This window comes from Pseudooceanicola aestuarii, from assembly GCF_010614805.1.
GTDB lineage: Bacteria > Pseudomonadota > Alphaproteobacteria > Rhodobacterales > Rhodobacteraceae > Pseudooceanicola > Pseudooceanicola aestuarii.
The window spans coordinates 2186747-2203337 of record NZ_JAAFZC010000001.1; the positions used below are offsets into that span (position 1 = coordinate 2186747).

Genomic DNA, 16591 nt, shown 5'->3' on the forward strand with positions numbered 1-16591 from the left:
TCAGGAGGCGCCGGCCCCGCCCCAGGGCGCCAGCCCCGGCCAGGCGCGCGGCAATGGGTGCGTCACTGCCGGCTGCGGGCGCAGCCGCGACAGCGCGCTGAACAGTGCCGCCCCCTCCGCCGAGAACAGCGCCCGGTAGAGCGCGAACACCCCCGGCCGCAGGTAGGACGACCAGTGGCAGACCCGCCGCTGGCGCGGTGCCACTGGATGGCCCAACCCGTGCAGCGCGGCCAGGATGGCCGGATCGTCCAGGTGCAACGTGGCAAGGTTGGCGGCGTCTTTCAGCCCGCGCGACATCACCCGGTCACCGGCGATGGGCGGTGCGATCACGCGCTCCAGCAGCCAATCGTATGGGCGGTTTTCGCGGCTGGTGACATGCAGCACCCGCGCCTGCCGTCCGGCCGGGCTGTCCAGCGCCGCATGCGCCGTTGCCGCGTATTCCGCCCCCGACAGCAGCACTGCGCGGCCCAGAGCGCCGGGTGCAATCTGGGGCAGGGCTGCCAGCACCACCCGCACCCCCAGGGAATGCGCGATGGCATGGACCTCGCGCCCGGGGTCCAGGTGGTGGATCAAGGTGATCAACCGGGCCAGGGCCTGCCCGGTCCGGCCGGCGCGGGCATAGGCGTCCCAGATGCTGCCCCGCGCGGGCCAGCCCAGGGCAATGCCCAGGGCCCCGTCCGGCCCGCCCGGCGTGACGCCCAGGGCACGTGGCCAGCTGCGCGCCTTGGGGCAGCGGTGGTCCACCCGGTCGGAAAGGATGTGACGGTGCGGGCAATGCAGCGGATCGCCGGGGCTGAACCGGAACCCGTGCAGCATCACGATAACCGGCCCCCGCTGTGCCGCCGCGCCCTGCCGCTTCAGCGCCGCCTGCAACGGCCCCGCCGGATCGCCGGCCCTGCCATGCAGGCGCAGGCCCTCTTGCGTCGCATCCATCCTGAGCAGTGCCATGCCGGCGATCCCGAACAGCGTGGCCCGCAGGGGCCGCAAACCCTGTGTCCGGGGGATAGGGGCAGGGTGCGAAGAACCGGTGACGACATCGTGACAGCGCGATGACGGCGGATCCGCCGTGCGCATCCCCCGCGCGCGCCTGAGGAAACCTGAGGATGCTTGACCGGTAACGCGACGCGGGCTAAGGGGGGCATGTGGCGATTTGTTACCGGATTGCGGGCCACGTTAAATATTCCGCTAAAAGGTCAGGAGAGAAGGTGCACCCCTTTCGCTTGACCGCGTCAGGGGTTTTTTCGTGGCCCGGCACCCCGTCCAAGCCGGCCCAGGAGACAGGACAATGACCAAAGACCGCATCTCCCGTACCACGCTGGTTCACGGTGGCGCCCGCCGCTCGCAATATGGTGAGGTGGCAGAGGCCGTCTACCTCACCCAGGGGTTCGTCTATGACAATGCCGAGTCCGCGGAGGCCCGGTTCATCGAGGCGCAGACCGACGAATTCATCTATGCCCGCTACGGCAACCCCACCGTACGCATGTTCGAAGACCGGATTGCCCAGCTCGAAGGGGCGGAAGACGCCTTTGCCACCGCCTCGGGCATGGCGGCGGTGAACGGCGCGCTGGTGTCGTTGTGCAAGGCGGGCGACCACGTCGTCGCGGCGCGGGCGCTGTTCGGCTCCTGCCTCTACGTGCTGGAGAACGTGCTGGGCCGCTTCGGAGTGGAGATCACGCTGGTCGACGGCACCGATCTGGACCAATGGCGCGCCGCGATCCGCCCCGATACCCGCGCGGTGTTCTTCGAGGCGATGTCGAACCCCACGCTGGAGGTCGTCGACATCGCCGCCGTGGCCGAGATTGCCCATGCCCATGATGCGGTGGTGGTGGTGGACAACGTTTTCGCCACCCCGATCTACAGCCGCGCGCTGGAGCAGGGCGCCGATGTCGTCGTCTATTCCGCGACCAAACATATCGACGGGCAGGGCCGGGTTCTGGGCGGCGTCGTTCTGGGCAGCAGAGACTACATCCGCGGCACGCTGGAGCCCTATCTGAAACACACCGGCGCGGCGCTGTCGCCCTTCAGCGCCTGGGTGCTGCTGAATGGCCTGGGCACCATGGATCTGCGTGTCCGCGCCCAGGTCGCCAATGCGGAAGCCCTGGCCGAGGCGTTGCACGATCATCCCAAGCTGGCCCGCGTCATCTACCCCGGGCATGCCGACCACCCCCAGCACGCGCTGGTGCAACGTCAGACCGGCAAGGGCGGTACCCTGATCGCGATCGACCTGACGGGGGGGCAGGCGGCGGCCTTCCGCTTCCTGAACGCACTGAAGGTCGGCATTATCTCCAACAACCTGGGCGATGCGCGCACCATCCTGACCCATCCCGCGACCACCACCCACCAACGCCTGCCGGAGGACCAGAAAGTCGCCCTGGGCATCACGCCGGGGTTGGTGCGGATTTCGCTGGGGATCGAGGGGACGCAGGATATCCTGGACGATATCCTGTCCGCGCTGGACGCCGCCTGACCCGGACAGGTCGTTTTCGGATGCAAAGTGGCGCCGCGATGGAAAGACGCGGCGGGACCCCCTACATAAGAGAGGTCAAGGCAGGACCGGCGCAAGGCGAGGGCGTGGCATGAATATCCACCCGAACGAGTTGAAACCCGAGGATGCGGAAGCGCGCGCGGCGTTGGATCTGCTGCGCAGCTGGGCTGCGCAGGCCAGCGATGCGCAGATCAACGCCCTGGACCCGGCACTGGCGCGATTGTTGCCTGGACAGGCGGGTTATCCCCTGATGTCAGATATTTATCCGGCGGAGTTCATCCCGGATGCGGCCTATCGTGCCACTCTGCCGGATCTTCAGAACGGCCCCGCCAGTCTGATCCGGGGGGCCGACCTGGCAATCCAGCATGTCGGGATCTCCAACTTTCGCCTGCCGATCCGCTATCGCACCCGTGATGGCGGCGACATGGTGCTGGAAAGCTCCGTCACCGGCACCGTCAGCCTTGAGGCCGGCAAGAAGGGCATCAACATGAGCCGCATCATGCGGTCGTTCTACGCGCATTCGGAAAAACTGTTCAGCTTCGGCGTGATCGAGGCGGCGCTGGACGATTACCTGGCCGATCTGGACAGTCCCGATGCCCGCATCCTCATGCGCTTTTCGTACCCTGTACGCCGGGAATCCTTGCGTTCCGGCCTGTCAGGATATCAATATTACGACATTGCGCTGGAATTGGTCGAAGAGGGGGGGCGTCGCCGTCGCTACCAACATCTGGACTATGTGTATTCCTCCACCTGTCCCTGTTCACTGGAATTGTCGGAGCATGCCCGGCGGGAGCGCGGACAATTGGCGACGCCGCATTCACAACGCTCCGTCGCACGGATCTCCGTGGAGGCGCTGGCCGGTCCGCGCCTGTGGTTCGAAGACCTGATAGATCACGCGCGCACCGCCGTGCCGACCGAAACTCAGGTGATGGTCAAGCGCGAGGACGAACAGGCCTTTGCCGAGTTGAACGCCGCCAACCCGATCTTCGTGGAAGACGCCGTGCGGCTGTTCTCCGAACAGATCCAGGAGGATCGCCGCATCGGCGATTTCCGCATCGCCGCCAGCCATCAGGAAAGCCTGCACAGCCATGACGCCGTGTCCGTGCTGGCGCGCGGCGACAGTTTCGGGGGCAGCTCCCTGGACCCCCGGTTCTTCGGCACATTGGTGCATGGCGGTTAAGGGAATTGCCTGAAAATTAGGCGGATCGGTGGAAATTCCAGCGATCGGCGGAGTGGCGGTCGATTTCCCTTATCACTGCTGCGCGGCTTGTTAATCTTCTCTGACGGAGGATCGCCGCATCAACGCCAACACGACATTCCCGCAGGTTTCGACCGCGCGCCAGCCCCGGGCCATCGGGCGACTGGACATCGCCGCCCGTACCGGGGGGCGGTTGGAGGATCTGCATCAATCCGGCTCCCTCAAGGCGCTGTTCCCGCATGGGCGCAGGGACGATTTGCAGGCGGTTTTCCTCAATACCGCCGGGGGGATAACTGGTGGCGACAGGTTCGAGATCAGCGCCCGCGCCGGTGTCGGCGCCGCCCTGACCCTGACCAGCCAGGCCGCCGAACGACTATACCGTGCCCAGCCCGGAGAAACCGGGCGCGTGGTCAACCGGTTCCGCCTGGCGCGGGCTGCGCGACTGGACTGGGTGCCACAGGAAACCATCGTTTTCGATGGCGCCGATGTCTCCCGAAGGACGGAGGTCGAGATGGCCCCAGATGCCCGTCTTCTGCTGGTCGAACCCGTCGTAATGGGTCGTCTGGCAATGGGTGAGATTGTGAAGAACGGATATCTGCGCGACGTATGGCGGGTGAAACGGGCGGACGAATTGATCTTTGCTGACAATTTGTCCATTTCCGGCGCCAGCGACGAGATTCTGGCCCGACCGGGCACCGGCGCCGGCGCGCGGGCCTTTGCGACGCTGCTGTTGGCGGGGGAGGACGCCGATCTGCTGCTGGCGCCCCTGCGCGCGGTACTGGGCCGTAGCGGTGGGGCGAGCGTGATCCGCCCGGGCCTTCTTTTTGCGCGCATGGTGGCCGAGGACGGCTATGTCCTGCGCAAGACCTTGCTCCCCGCGATCAAGCTGTTGTCGGGGAGGGAAATTCCAAGAACATGGATGCTGTGACATGCAATTGACCCCCCGAGAAAAGGACAAGCTTCTGGTCGCCATGGCGGCGGAAGTGGCCCGCAAACGCTTGGCCCGCGGCGTTCTGTTGAACCATCCCGAGGCCATCGCCCTGATCACCGACACAGTGGTTGAAGGGGCCCGTGACGGCCGCTCTGTCGCGCAGATGATGGAGGCGGGAGCCAAGGTCATCACGGCGGAGCAATGCATGAGTGGTGTGCCCGAGATGATCCACGAGGTGCAGGTGGAAGCAACATTCCCGGATGGGACCAAACTGGTGACCGTACACAATCCCATCCGCTAAGGCATCACTTCAAGAAAGGCCTGTAACATGTCGGAATTTATCAATAAAATCGGAATGGATCTGGGCCTTCTTCGCCCCCTTCGGCCACAGCCGATCCACGTGGCCCAGCCGCCGAAATCCGTCCTCGACCCCAGGGGGGCGGGCCGGTGATCCCCGGAGAACTCTTCCCCGCGGAGGGGACGCTGACCCTGAATGCCGGGCGCGCGGCGATCACCCTGATGGTTGCCAATACCGGCGATCGTCCGGTGCAGGTTGGCAGCCACTACCATTTCGCCGAAGCCAATCCCGCGCTGGATTTCGACCGTGCCGCCGCGCAAGGTCTGCGGCTGGACATCACCGCCGGGACTGCCGTGCGCTTTGAACCCGGCCAACGGCGAGAGGTGGCGTTGATCCCCATCGGCGGCGACCGCCGGATCTACGGGTTCAACCAGGCGGTCATGGGGCCGCTTTAACCCTTTCCTTTCACGATCACTCCAGGAGCCGCCGATGCCCACTCAGATCTCCCGCGCGGATTATGCCGCGATGTTCGGCCCGACCACGGGCGACCGTCTGCGCCTTGCCGATACCGACCTCATCATCGAGGTGGAGCGCGACCTGACTGCCGAAGCGGTCGGCCAGGCGCAGGGATCGAACGCACCGATCTACGGCGAGGAGGTCAAGTTCGGCGGGGGCAAGGTGATCCGTGACGGCATGGGGCAGTCCCAGGCCACGCGCGCCGAGGGGGCGGTGGACACGGTGATCACCAACGCGCTGATCCTGGACGTGACCGGCATCTACAAGGCCGATATCGGGCTGCGCGACGGGCGGATCGCGGCCATCGGCAAGGCGGGCAACCCAGACACCCAGCCCGGCGTGAACATCATCGTCGGACCGGGGACAGAGGCCATCGCCGGCGAAGGGAAAATCCTGACCGCCGGGGGCTTCGACAGCCATATCCATTTCATCTGTCCGCAGCAGATCGACGATGCGCTGCATTCCGGCCTGACCACGATGCTGGGCGGCGGCACCGGCCCCGCGCATGGCACGCTGGCCACCACGGTGACACCGGGACCGTGGCACATGGGGCGGATGTTGCAGGCTGCTGATGCCTTTCCGATGAACCTGGCCTTTGCCGGGAAGGGCAATGCCAGCTTGCCTGCCGCGCTGGAGGAACAGATCCGCGCCGGCGCCTGCGCACTGAAGTTGCACGAGGATTGGGGCACCACCCCGGGCGCGATTGATTGCTGCCTTTCGGTCGCCGATGCATTTGATGTGCAGGTGATGATCCATACCGACACGCTGAACGAATCCGGTTTCGTCGAGAACACGGTGAAGGCGATGAAGGGCCGTACCATCCATGCCTTCCATACGGAGGGTGCGGGCGGCGGACATGCCCCTGATATCATCAAGATATGCGGCGAAGCTCATGTGTTGCCATCCTCCACCAACCCGACGCGGCCCTTCACGGTGAACACCGTGGATGAACATCTGGACATGCTGATGGTCTGTCATCACCTGGACAAGCGGGTGCCGGAGGACGTCGCCTTTGCTGAAAGTCGTATTCGTCGGGAGACCATCGCGGCAGAAGACATCCTGCATGACATGGGGGCGTTCTCCATCATCGCGTCGGACAGTCAGGCCATGGGTCGGGTGGGCGAGGTGATCATCCGTACCTGGCAGACCGCCGACAAGATGAAGAAACAGCGTGGCGCGCTGTCGGAGGAAACCGGCGACAACGACAATTTCCGGGTTCGGCGCTACGTCGCGAAATACACCATCAACCCCGCCATCGCCCATGGGTTGAGCCATCAGATCGGCTCCATCGAGGTCGGCAAGCGGGCCGATCTGGTGCTGTGGTCGCCTGCGTTCTTCGGGGTGAAGCCGGAGATGGTACTGATCGGCGGCACGATCGTCTGCGCGCAGATGGGCGATCCCAATGCCTCCATCCCGACGCCGCAGCCGGTCTATTCCCGGCCGATGTTCGGGGCCTTCGGGCGGGCGGTGGAAAATTCCGCCGTCACCTTTGTCTCGGCCGCCGCGCAGGCCGAAGGGGTGGGGGAGGCCCTGGGCCTGGCCAAGCAGACTGTGGCGGTGCTGAACACCCGCAACATCGGCAAGGCGGACCTGTTGTTGAACAACGCCACGCCGGAGATCTCGGTAAATCCCGAGACTTACGAGACCCGCGCCGATGGCGAATTGCTGACCTGCGAACCGGCGACGGAACTGCCGATGGCGCAACGCTATTTCCTGTTCTGAGGACGCCGCACTGCAACAGAAATTCACGCTGCATTGCAGCAAACGCATGACGGGGATGTGGGATTGATCATGGTAAGGGAAACAGGGCTGACCTATCTTTCAAGGCAAGGGAGCAAACCCGAACGATTGAAAGACGAGGTATCCAATGGCTACTGCATCCACCACTCTGACGCAAGAAACCGGCCTGCGCGGCAAGCTGGACGCATTCTTCGTTTCCATGGGCCAGGGCTTCAACGCCTACCTGGAACGTCGCGCCCGGACCGAGCAGATCGAAGCGCTGAACGCCAAGTCCGACGCCGAACTGGCCAAGCTGGGCATCACCCGCGACGCCATCCCGGCCTATGTCTTCCGCGATCTGTTCTACATCTGATCGCCGCTGACCAGCCACGGGGACGGGCATGACCATGCCCGTTCCGGCCCACCGGTTCCTGCGTGCCGATGACATGACGCAGGCGGCCGACGATCACGTCGCGCTGGATTACGATGCCCGGTTTTTGCGCCGCAAGGTGCTGGAAACACGAAATGGCCTGAGGATCCTTGTGGATCTGGAGCGGACCATATCGCTGGATCATGGCGATGCGCTGATCCTGGCGGACGGGCGCCTGATCGCCATCCGCGCCGCGGCAGAGCCGCTGTTGCGTGTCACCGGCCCCGACCCCGTTCGGCTGGCCTGGCACATCGGCAACCGCCACACGCCCTGCCAGATCACCCCCGATCACCTGCTGATCCGCCGCGACAAGGTGATCGCCGAGATGCTGCGCCTGCTGGGCGCAACGCTTGCGGAAATCCTGGCCCCCTTCACCCCGGAGGGCGGCGCCTACGGGCACGGGCGGACCCATGCGCATGACCATGGGCACAGCCATGACCACGGGCATGATCCTGACCATGGATCCGCTCAGGACCAGCGTCACAGCCCGGCGCACCACCACTCGTCCGATGCGGACCTGGCGCCATCCCGGACCGGTCAGCCCGACACGGACCCTCATGACCATTGACCCCATGCTGCGGCTGCATCGCTGGCTGTCCCCGGCCTATCCGGTGGGCGGTTTCGCCTATTCCCATGGGATCGAGGCAGCGGTAGCCGATGGTCGGATCGGCGATGCCGCCAGCGCCGAGGCATGGATCACAGATATCCTGCGCCACGGGGCGGGTTGGAACGATGCGCTGCTGATGGCCGCTGCCTACCATGCCAGCGCCGAAGAGGTCGCGGAAATCGGGGGGTTATGTGCGGCGCTGGCCAGTTCTGCGGGGCGACTGCTGGAGACGGAGAAACAGGGCCATGCCTTTGCCGCCACCACCGCTGCGGTGGAGGGGCTGGACCTGCCGCCCATGCCATATCCGGTCGCGGTGGGCCGGGCGGTGCGGCTGGCGGATTTGCCGTTGGACGCGGCGCTGCGGCTCTACCTGATGGCTTTTGCCTCTGCGCTGACCTCTGCCGCCATCCGGCTGGTGCCGCTGGGTCAGACCGATGGTCAACGCATTCTGGCGGCAGCAGAGCCGCTGAGCGCCGACCTTGCGGAAGCGGCGGCTGACGGGGATCTCGACAGGCTTGGAAGTGCCGCGTTTCTGGTGGATATTGCCGGAATGCGGCAGGGTGCCCTGACGACGCGGCTGTTCCGGTCCTGAAGCAAGCAGAAGGAAAGTTTCCGATGTCCTCACCTCATGGTCCCTTGCGTATCGGCCTGGGCGGGCCGGTCGGCGCTGGCAAGACGACGCTGACCGCCGCGCTGTGCGGCGCGCTGCGCGACCGGCTGTCGTTGGCGGTCGTGACCAACGATATCTACACGCAGGAGGACGCCGAGGCGCTGATGCGGATGCAGGCGCTGGCCGGGGACCGCATTCGCGGGGTGGAAACGGGCGGCTGTCCGCATACTGCCATTCGCGAAGATGCCTCCATCAACCTGGCAGCCATCGCGGAGCTGGAGGCACAGTTTCCGGATCTGGATATCGTGTTGATCGAATCGGGCGGCGATAACCTGTCTGCGACCTTCTCCCCCGAATTGGCGGATCTGACGATCTATGTCATCGACGTCGCCGCCGGAGAGGAGATCCCCCGAAAGGGCGGACCGGCCATCACCCGATCGGACATACTGGTGATCAACAAGACCGACCTGGCCCCCCATGTCGGCGCCGATCTGGCGGTGATGGAGCGGGATGCGACCGCGCAACGCGGTGACCGGCCATTTGTCTTTACCGACCTGCGGCGGGGGCTGGGGCTGGACCGGGTGATCGCGTTGATCGCCGAGATCGGCGGCCTGCCGGCGCGCGCGTGAAACCGGCGATGACCTCTCCCGCGGGGACGGTTCGACGGGGTGCGGCCCCGCTGCTGGACCTGCGGCCCGTGGGTTACGTGATCGGAATTCTGGTCGCCGTGCTTGGCCTGACCATGCTGCTGCCGATGCTGGTGGACGTGGCGGAGGGGCGCGGCCATTGGCCGGTCTTCGCCGAAAGCGCGCTGTTGTCGATCCTGATCGGCGGGCTGACCGCGCTGGCCTGCCAGAACGGCAACCGGCAGGGGCTGACATTGCAGCAGACCTTTATCCTGACCACCGCCGTCTGGGTGGCGTTGCCGCTGTTCGGCGCACTGCCCTTCGTGCTGGGGGAGACGGACAGCCGGTTTGTCGATGCGTTCTTCGAATCCATGTCGGGGCTGACCACCACCGGATCGACCGTTCTGACCGGGTTGGACGATCTGCCGCGCGGGCTGCTGCTGTGGCGCGGGATGCTGCAATGGCTGGGCGGGGTGGGGATCATCGTGGTGGCCATGGTCTTCCTGCCCGAACTGCGGGTCGGCGGCATGCAGATCTTCAAGTCCGAAGCCTTCGACACCATGGGCAAGATCCTGCCCCGCGCCACCGCCATCGCGGCGCAGATCTCTGTCATCTACGTAGCTTTGACGCTGGCCTGCACGCTGACCTACCTGTTTCTGGGCATGGATGCCTTTGACGCGTCGGTCCATGCGCTGACGACGGTCTCCACCGGCGGGTTCTCCACCCGGGACGAGAGTTTCGGCGCCTTCTCGGGGAACATGGAATATGCCGCGACGGTGTTCATGGTCCTGGCGGCGCTGCCCTTTGTCCGCTATGTCCAGATGCTGAACGGGCAGGAGGGCGCGCTGCTGCGCGACAGCCAGGTGCGGGTGTTCCTGCTGACCATCGGCACCTTCATCGGCGTGACCTTCCTGGGTCTGCTGAAGATCTACCCCCAGCACTGGGAAATCTCCCTGCGGGAGGCGATGTTCAACATCACCTCCATCATGTCCGGCACCGGCTTTGCCTCGGCCAATTACATGGAATGGGGGCCGTTTCTGGTGACTGTCTTCTTCTTCGTCGGGCTGGTCGGGGGCTGCGCGGGCTCCACCGCCTGTTCAGTCAAGATCTTCCGCTACCAGATCCTGTTTTCCTCCATCCGCACCACGATCCGGCAGATCCATTCGCCGCATGGGATCTTTACCCCCCGGTTCGAAGGCCGCCCGATCACCGAGGACGTGCTGGTCTCCGTCATGTCGTTCTTCGTCTTCTTCACCGTCTCGCTTGGCATCCTGGCGGTGCTGCTGGGGCTGACGGGCCTGGATTTCATCACCTCTCTCAGCGCGGCGGCGACGGCGCTGGCCAATATCGGGCCGGGGCTGGGCGATACGGTGGGGCCGGCGGGGAATTTCCAGCCGCTGAACGACACGGCGAAATGGCTGCTGGCGGCGGGGATGCTGATCGGGCGGCTGGAACTGATGGTGGTCTACACCCTGTTCACCCTGCGGTTCTGGCGCGCCTGATCGGATCCGCAGGAGGGGCGCGGCACCCCCGGTGTGCCGATGAGGGGTGAAGGGGCGTTGCGGCGCGCGGCGGGGTTTGCCATAGACGCGCCATGCCCAGATATGCGTTGCAAGTGGAATATGACGGAACCCCCTTTGCCGGATGGCAATGGCAGGAGGACCAGCCCTCGGTCCAGGGCGCGATCGAGGCGGCGCTGGCCCGGCTGGAGCCGGAGGTGCCGCGCATCGCCGCCGCCGGGCGCACGGATGCGGGCGTTCATGCCACGGGACAGGTCTGCCATTGCGACATGGCGCGGGACTGGGATCCGTTCCGCCTGTCGGAGGCGCTGAACTACCATCTGAAACCCGCGCCCGTCGCGATCCGCGCCTGCGCACGCGTCGATGCGGATTGGCACGCACGATTTTCCGCGCTGGAGCGGCGCTATCTGTTCCGCATCCTGTGCCGCCGGGCGCCGGCGACCTTTGCCGCCAGGCAGTTCTGGCAGGTCAAGCATCCGCTGGACGTGGCGGCGATGCGGGCGGGGGCGGCCCATCTGCTGGGGCGGCACGATTTCACCACCTTTCGCAGCGTGATCTGTCAGGCGAAAAGCCCGGTGAAGACGATGGATGCGATCGAGATCACGCAGGTGCAGGGCCTGTCCGGGCCGGAGGTCGAATTCCGCCTGCGCGCCCGGTCCTTTCTGCACAATCAGGTGCGCAGCATCGTCGGCACGCTGGAGCGGGTAGGCAGCGGCGGCTGGCCGCCCGACCGGGTGAAAACCGCGCTGGAGGCCCGCGACCGTGCGGCCTGCGGGCCCGTCAGCCCGCCGGGGGGGCTGTACCTGACGGGGGTGGGCTACCCGGTGGACCCCTTCGCCGGGTAGTATGAGGCGCGCGCGTCGGGGGCGGGCGGTTCAGCCGGCGGTTGCGGCCTGCGGGGCGGGGGTCATCACCTCCTCCACGGCGCCGATCAGGGCTGCGGCGATGGCGTCGCAATCCGCCAGCGTCAACCGGGCGGGCAGACGGCAATCGCAAGCCCGCATCAGCATGGCGCGGGTGCGGGGCAGATCGGGCAGGTCTGGGATGAACTGCCAGTTCCAGAAGGCGCGGGCATTGTCGGTGGACAGGCCGAACACCTGCACCTTCACACCCCGTTCGGCGGCGGCGGTTTGAAAGGCGCGGGTCTGCGCATCGTCCAGCCCGACCAGATTGAATTGCAGGCTGTCGGGCGCGCGCTCCTCGGGCGGAAGTTTTCCGGGCACGACGATCCAGGGACTGGCCCCGATCGCCGCCGCCGTGTGATCGTGGTTGCGCCGTCCGTCGCGGACCCGGCGGGGCACTTCGGCCAGCTGCGGGCGCACGATGGCCGCCGCCAGGTTGGACAGCCGCAGATTGTACAGCGGCAGGCGGTTCTGCCAGCGTTCCAGGGCCTCTGTCAGATCGTTGGAATTCTCGCCGTGGCGGGGTTTGTGTTTCTTCCACATGTGTTCATAGGCGCCGGACATGATGATCGCGCGGGCCACCAGATCGGCATCGTCGGTGATCAGCATCCCGCCCTCGCCGGAATTCAGCAGCTTGTAGGACTGGAAGGAAAAGCAGCCGATCCGCCCGATCGTGCCGATGTTCTGCCCGTGCCACGTGGTGCCCAGGGAATGGGCCGCGTCCTCCACCACCGGAATGTCACGATCCGCGCACAGCGCCATGATCGCATCCATGTCCGAGGTATGGCCACGCATGTGGCTGATGATCACCGCGTCCACGCCGGGCAGGCGCGATTCGAAATCGGCGATGTCGATGCGGTAATCCTCTCCCACTTCGCACAGGACGGGCCGGCAATCCGCGTGCACCACGGCCGATGGCACCGCCGCGAAGGTGAAACCGGGCAGCAATACCCGCGCCCCGCGCGGCAGGTCCAGCGCCTTCAGCGACAGGAACAGCGCGGCCGAGCAGGAGGAAACCGCCAGCGCGTATTTCGTCCCCATCATCTGGGCGAATTCGGTTTCCAGCAACGTGACCGGCGCGTCCTGCGCGGCGGTATAGCGGAAGAGATCGCCGGTGGTCAGCAGGCGCTCGATCTCCGCGCGGGCGGCTTCGGGGATCGGTTCGGCATCGTAGACGCTGGGGGGGAGGCTCATGTCTTCGGCTTTCCTGAAACTTGCTTTCAGAAAAACTAAACGATCCGCCGCCCGGTGCAAAATGAAATCTGGATGACGCGCAGGTCGGCGAGGCCCCGCCGGGGTGGGCACCGGACCCGGCAGCCCTGCTGGCAACGGGGGTCACAGGCCCAGGCGGTCCCGCAGGGAAAACCAGCTCATCGCCAGCGCCAGCAACGGGCTGCGCATCAGCGCGCCACCGGGGAACGCCGGGGTGGGCAGGGCGGCCATGGCGTCGAACCCCGCCGCCTGGCCTTGCACCGCCAGCGCCATCAGCTGGCCGGCATGGGTGGCCGTGCCAAGACCATGACCGGAATAGCCCGAGGCCGACAGCATGTTGGGCCCCAGCCGCGCCAGGTGGGGCAGGCGTTTCATGGTGATGGCCAGCGTGCCGCCCCAGGCGTAGTCGATGCGGATGTCGCGCAGATGCGGGAAAATCCGGGTCATCGGCGCGCGCACCTTGGCGGCGATATCGGCGGGAAACCGGTAGCCATAGCTTTCGCCGCCGCCGAACAGCAGCCGCCCGTCATGGGACAGGCGGAAGTAGTTCACCACGAAAAGATCATCGGCCACAGCCACGTCACGGGCCAGCACGCGGGCGGCCTGATCCCCAAGGGGCTCGGTGGCGGCGATGAAGTTGTTGATCGGCATGACCCGCGCGGCGACCCTGCGGTCCAGCTGGCCCAGATAGCCGTTGCAGGCCAATATCACGTGATCTGCGATGACATGACCCTGGCCGGTGCGCAGGGTGGCGGGCTGGCCAGGCTCGATCGAGTGGACTTCGGAACCCTCGTGCAGGGTGACGCCTGCCGCCTGAGCCGCCCGTGCCAGCCCGAGGGCAAAGCGCAGCGGATGCAGATGCCCTGCGCCCCGGTCCAGGATGCCGCCGCGATAGGAGGGCGAGGGGCAGATCGCGGCGAATTCCGCTGTGTTATGGGTCGTGATCTGGCTGTAATCGTAATGCCGGGACAGGTGTTCGGCATAATCTGCGAGGTGCCGCGCCTCTGCGTCGGAAGAGGCTGCCCAGGCGACGCCCGGTTTCAAGTGGCAGTCGATATCATGTTCGGCCACCAGTTCCTTGACCAGGGTCTTGGCTTCCTCGCCCAGGTGCCACAGGTGGCGGGCGTCGTCGGGGCCGACCATACGTACCAGCGCCTGCTGATCCTGTCGTTGCCCGGATCCCAGCTGCCCGCCATTGCGCCCCGAGGCACCGAACCCGGCGCGCTGCGCCTCCAGCAGGATGACCGACAGGCCCGCCTGCGCGCAATGCAGCGCCGCCGACAGGCCGGTATAGCCACCGCCGACGATGCAGACATCGGCCCGCGCGGCACCGCGCAGGGGCGGGGCGGGGGCAGGGATGTCGGCGGTGGCGGCGTACCACGAGGGCGGATAACGCCCCGGCGCGTCATTGGCGTGCAGCAGGTTCATACGTTCAGCAGCAGATGCTCCCGCTCCCACGGAGAGATGACTTGCAGGAATTCCTCGTATTCGGTGCGCTTCACGATGGAATAGACGCGCAGGAATTCGGCGCCCAGAACATCGGACACGGCAGAGGCCGCGTCCATGACGTTCAACGCCTCTCCCAGGGTGCGGGGAAAATCGCCCTCGCCCTCATAGGCGTCACCGCGGAATTGTTTCAGCGCGCGTTCTCCCTTCATCATGCCGAGATACCCGGCAGCGAGGGATGCGGCGATGCCCAGGTAGGGGTTGCAATCCATGCCGGCCACTCGGTTTTCCACGCGCCGCGCCTCGGGGTCGGAGATCGGCACCCGGATGCCGGTGGTGCGGTTGTCGCGGCCCCATTCCAGGTTGATCGGCGCGGCGTGGTCCTTGACGTAGCGGCGGTAGGAATTGACATAGGGTGCCAGCAGGGGAACGACTTCGGGCAGATGCGCCTGAAGCCCGCCGATGAAATGGTAGAAGGCATCCGTCTCCCCCCCCTGGGGGCCGTTGAAGATGTTGCGCCCCGTTTCCAGGTCCAGCACGGAATGGTGGATATGCATGGCGCTGCCCGGCTCGTCGCTGATCGGCTTGGCCATGAAGGTGGCGAAACAATCGTGGCGCAGCGCGGCCTCCCGGATCAGGCGCTTGAAGTAGAAGACCTCGTCCGCCAGTTTCACCGGATCGCCGTGGCGCAGGTTGATCTCCAGTTGGCCGGCGCCGCCCTCCTGGGTGATGCCGTCGATCTCGAAGCCCTGGGCCTCGGCGAAATCGTAGATATCGTCGATCACCGGGCCGAATTCATCCACCGCCGTCATGGAATAGGCCTGCCGCGCCGCGGCGGGGCGGCCGGACCGGCCCATCATCGGCTCGATCGGTTTGGCCGGGTCCAGGTTGCGGGCGACCAGGTAGAATTCCATTTCCGGCGCGACGACGGGTTTCCAGCCCTGCGCGGCATATAGTGCGCAGACCCGTTTCAGCACGTTGCGCGGGGCAAAGGGGATCGGCTTGCCCTTGCGGTCAAAGGCGTCATGGATGACCTGTAGCGTCCAGTCCCCGGTCCAGGGCGCGGCGGTGGTGGTGGACAGGTCGGGATGCAGGATCATGTCCGGCTCGGTAAAGCCTTCGTCGCCGGCGGCTTCTCCCCAATCACCGGTGATGGTCTGGAAGAAAATCGAATTGGGCAGGTGAAAGAACTTCTGCCGCGCGAATTTCGAGGCTGGCACGGCCTTGCCCCGGGCGATGCCGGGCAGGTCGGCGATGATGCATTCGACCTCGTCCAGCCGGCGGTCGGTCAGGTAGTCGCGGGCGGATTGGGGGATGGCGTCGGTCCAGTCGCTCATGCCGGTACCCCCTTCAGGACGCGGGCCAGCCGGGCGGCTTCGTCCCGTGCGGTGGTGGGGCTGTCCAGCAGCGCCTCCGCCTGGTCCAGAAGCGGGTCGGGCACGACGCCGCGACCGCGCATGCGGATCAGGTTGGCCAGAACATCGGCGTTGAACTCCGGGTGGGCCTGCACTGTGTAGATCGTCGGACCATAGGCGACGGCGGCGAACTGGCAGCTGTCCGAGGAGGCCAGAACCTGCGCCCCGGCGGGCAGTTCGACCACCTGGTCCTGGTGCCAGGCGTTCAACCGCCCCGGCCCGTTGGCGCCGACATAGGCCTGGGATCCGACAACCCAGCCGCCGGCGAATTTCTCGACCCGGCCGCCCAGGGCCTGGGCGATGATCTGGTGGCCGAAACAGATCCCTACAAGGGGCCGCGCGGCATCGCGGATGTCGCGGATCAGGGTTTCCAGCGGCGCGATCCAGGGCAGATCTTCGTAAACGCCGTGTTTCGACCCAGTGATCAGCCAGCCGTCGCAGGTCAGTGGGCTGTCGGGAAAGATGCCGTCGACCACCGGATAGGTTTCGAATTCGAAGTCGTGCCCCGTCAGGAGTTGCCGGAACAGCAGATCGTAATCTCCAGCCTCCTGAAGAAGGGTTTCCGGCGCGTGGCCGGTAAGCAGAATGCCGATTTTCATGGACCACCGAAAGGTTTGACGGGCAAAGGGTAAGCCCGCCGGGCGCGGGCGGCAAGGGGAGATCGGGGCGCGCCCGA

The 16591-nt window shown here is 66.0% G+C and carries 17 protein-coding genes and 1 riboswitch; of the genes, 12 read left to right on the top strand and 5 right to left on the bottom strand.

Annotation, left to right across the window (positions count from 1 at the left end; genetic code table 11):
- Positions 1-948 carry an alpha/beta hydrolase gene (locus tag G5A46_RS10385; protein ID WP_163849327.1) on the bottom strand — a complete coding sequence of 316 codons (948 nt, stop codon included), beginning with the start codon at positions 946-948 and terminating at the stop codon, positions 1-3.
- Positions 949-1132: 184 nt separating this feature from the next.
- Positions 1133-1209: riboswitch (SAM riboswitch) on the top strand.
- 76 nt (positions 1210-1285) lie between these two features.
- On the opposite strand from G5A46_RS10385, the gene metZ reads away from it, so the two are divergent.
- The 12 genes from metZ to truA all read left to right on the top strand — a co-directional run bounded on the left by metZ (position 1286) and on the right by truA (position 11785).
- Positions 1286-2467 (top strand): O-succinylhomoserine sulfhydrylase, encoded by a 1182-nt coding sequence (gene metZ / locus G5A46_RS10390; RefSeq protein ID WP_163849328.1) that lies wholly within the window; start codon positions 1286-1288, stop codon positions 2465-2467.
- A 109-nt stretch (positions 2468-2576) separates the two neighbouring features.
- Positions 2577-3665, top strand: coding sequence for a GTP cyclohydrolase FolE2 (gene folE2, locus G5A46_RS10395; protein WP_163849329.1), 1089 nt, complete (start codon positions 2577-2579; stop codon positions 3663-3665).
- Positions 3666-3876: 211 nt separating this feature from the next.
- Entirely contained in the window at positions 3877-4611 is a 735-nt protein-coding gene (locus G5A46_RS10400) for an urease accessory protein UreD (protein WP_239520745.1), read from the top strand.
- Position 4612: 1 nt separating this feature from the next.
- Positions 4613-4915: an urease subunit gamma gene (locus tag G5A46_RS10405; RefSeq protein ID WP_163849330.1), complete on the top strand. Its 303-nt coding sequence runs from the start codon at positions 4613-4615 to the stop codon at positions 4913-4915.
- Positions 4916-5061: 146 nt separating this feature from the next.
- Positions 5062-5367 carry an urease subunit beta gene (locus G5A46_RS10410; protein ID WP_163849331.1) on the top strand — a complete coding sequence of 102 codons (306 nt, stop codon included), beginning with the start codon at positions 5062-5064 and terminating at the stop codon, positions 5365-5367.
- 34 nt (positions 5368-5401) lie between these two features.
- The gene (gene ureC, locus G5A46_RS10415) at positions 5402-7150 is read left to right on the top strand and encodes an urease subunit alpha (protein ID WP_163849332.1); all 1749 of its coding nucleotides are present in this window, start codon (positions 5402-5404) and stop codon (positions 7148-7150) included.
- Between the two features lie 145 nt (positions 7151-7295).
- Positions 7296-7520, top strand: a complete 225-nt coding sequence (locus G5A46_RS10420; protein ID WP_163849333.1) for a hypothetical protein — start codon at positions 7296-7298, stop codon at positions 7518-7520.
- Positions 7521-7548: 28 nt separating this feature from the next.
- A complete protein-coding gene (gene ureE / locus G5A46_RS10425) occupies positions 7549-8145 on the top strand; it encodes an urease accessory protein UreE (protein ID WP_163849334.1) in 597 nt (198 codons plus the stop codon).
- Positions 8135-8776 (top strand): urease accessory protein UreF, encoded by a 642-nt coding sequence (locus tag G5A46_RS10430; protein WP_163849335.1) that lies wholly within the window; start codon positions 8135-8137, stop codon positions 8774-8776. The genes ureE and G5A46_RS10430 overlap by 11 nt, the downstream gene beginning before the upstream one ends.
- Before the next feature lie 23 nt (positions 8777-8799).
- The gene (gene ureG, locus G5A46_RS10435) at positions 8800-9423 is read left to right on the top strand and encodes an urease accessory protein UreG (RefSeq protein ID WP_163849336.1); all 624 of its coding nucleotides are present in this window, start codon (positions 8800-8802) and stop codon (positions 9421-9423) included.
- Between the two features lie 8 nt (positions 9424-9431).
- Positions 9432-10922, top strand: coding sequence for a TrkH family potassium uptake protein (locus G5A46_RS10440; protein WP_163849337.1), 1491 nt, complete (start codon positions 9432-9434; stop codon positions 10920-10922).
- A gap of 92 nt (positions 10923-11014) precedes the next feature.
- Entirely contained in the window at positions 11015-11785 is a 771-nt protein-coding gene (gene truA, locus G5A46_RS10445) for a tRNA pseudouridine(38-40) synthase TruA (protein WP_163849338.1), read from the top strand.
- A gap of 30 nt (positions 11786-11815) precedes the next feature.
- Here truA and G5A46_RS10450 read toward each other — a convergent pair whose 3' ends face one another.
- The 4 genes from G5A46_RS10450 to G5A46_RS10465 all read right to left on the bottom strand — a co-directional run bounded on the left by G5A46_RS10450 (position 11816) and on the right by G5A46_RS10465 (position 16514).
- Positions 11816-13036, bottom strand: a complete 1221-nt coding sequence (locus G5A46_RS10450) for a DegT/DnrJ/EryC1/StrS family aminotransferase (RefSeq protein WP_163849339.1) — start codon at positions 13034-13036, stop codon at positions 11816-11818.
- A 141-nt stretch (positions 13037-13177) separates the two neighbouring features.
- Positions 13178-14482: an NAD(P)/FAD-dependent oxidoreductase gene (locus G5A46_RS10455; RefSeq protein ID WP_163849340.1), complete on the bottom strand. Its 1305-nt coding sequence runs from the start codon at positions 14480-14482 to the stop codon at positions 13178-13180.
- Positions 14479-15837 carry a glutamine synthetase family protein gene (locus G5A46_RS10460; RefSeq protein WP_163849341.1) on the bottom strand — a complete coding sequence of 453 codons (1359 nt, stop codon included), beginning with the start codon at positions 15835-15837 and terminating at the stop codon, positions 14479-14481. The genes G5A46_RS10455 and G5A46_RS10460 overlap by 4 nt, the downstream gene beginning before the upstream one ends.
- Positions 15834-16514, bottom strand: a complete 681-nt coding sequence (locus G5A46_RS10465; protein ID WP_163849342.1) for a type 1 glutamine amidotransferase — start codon at positions 16512-16514, stop codon at positions 15834-15836. Before G5A46_RS10465 ends, G5A46_RS10460 begins: the two co-directional genes overlap by 4 nt.
- Positions 16515-16591: the final 77 nt, after the last annotated feature.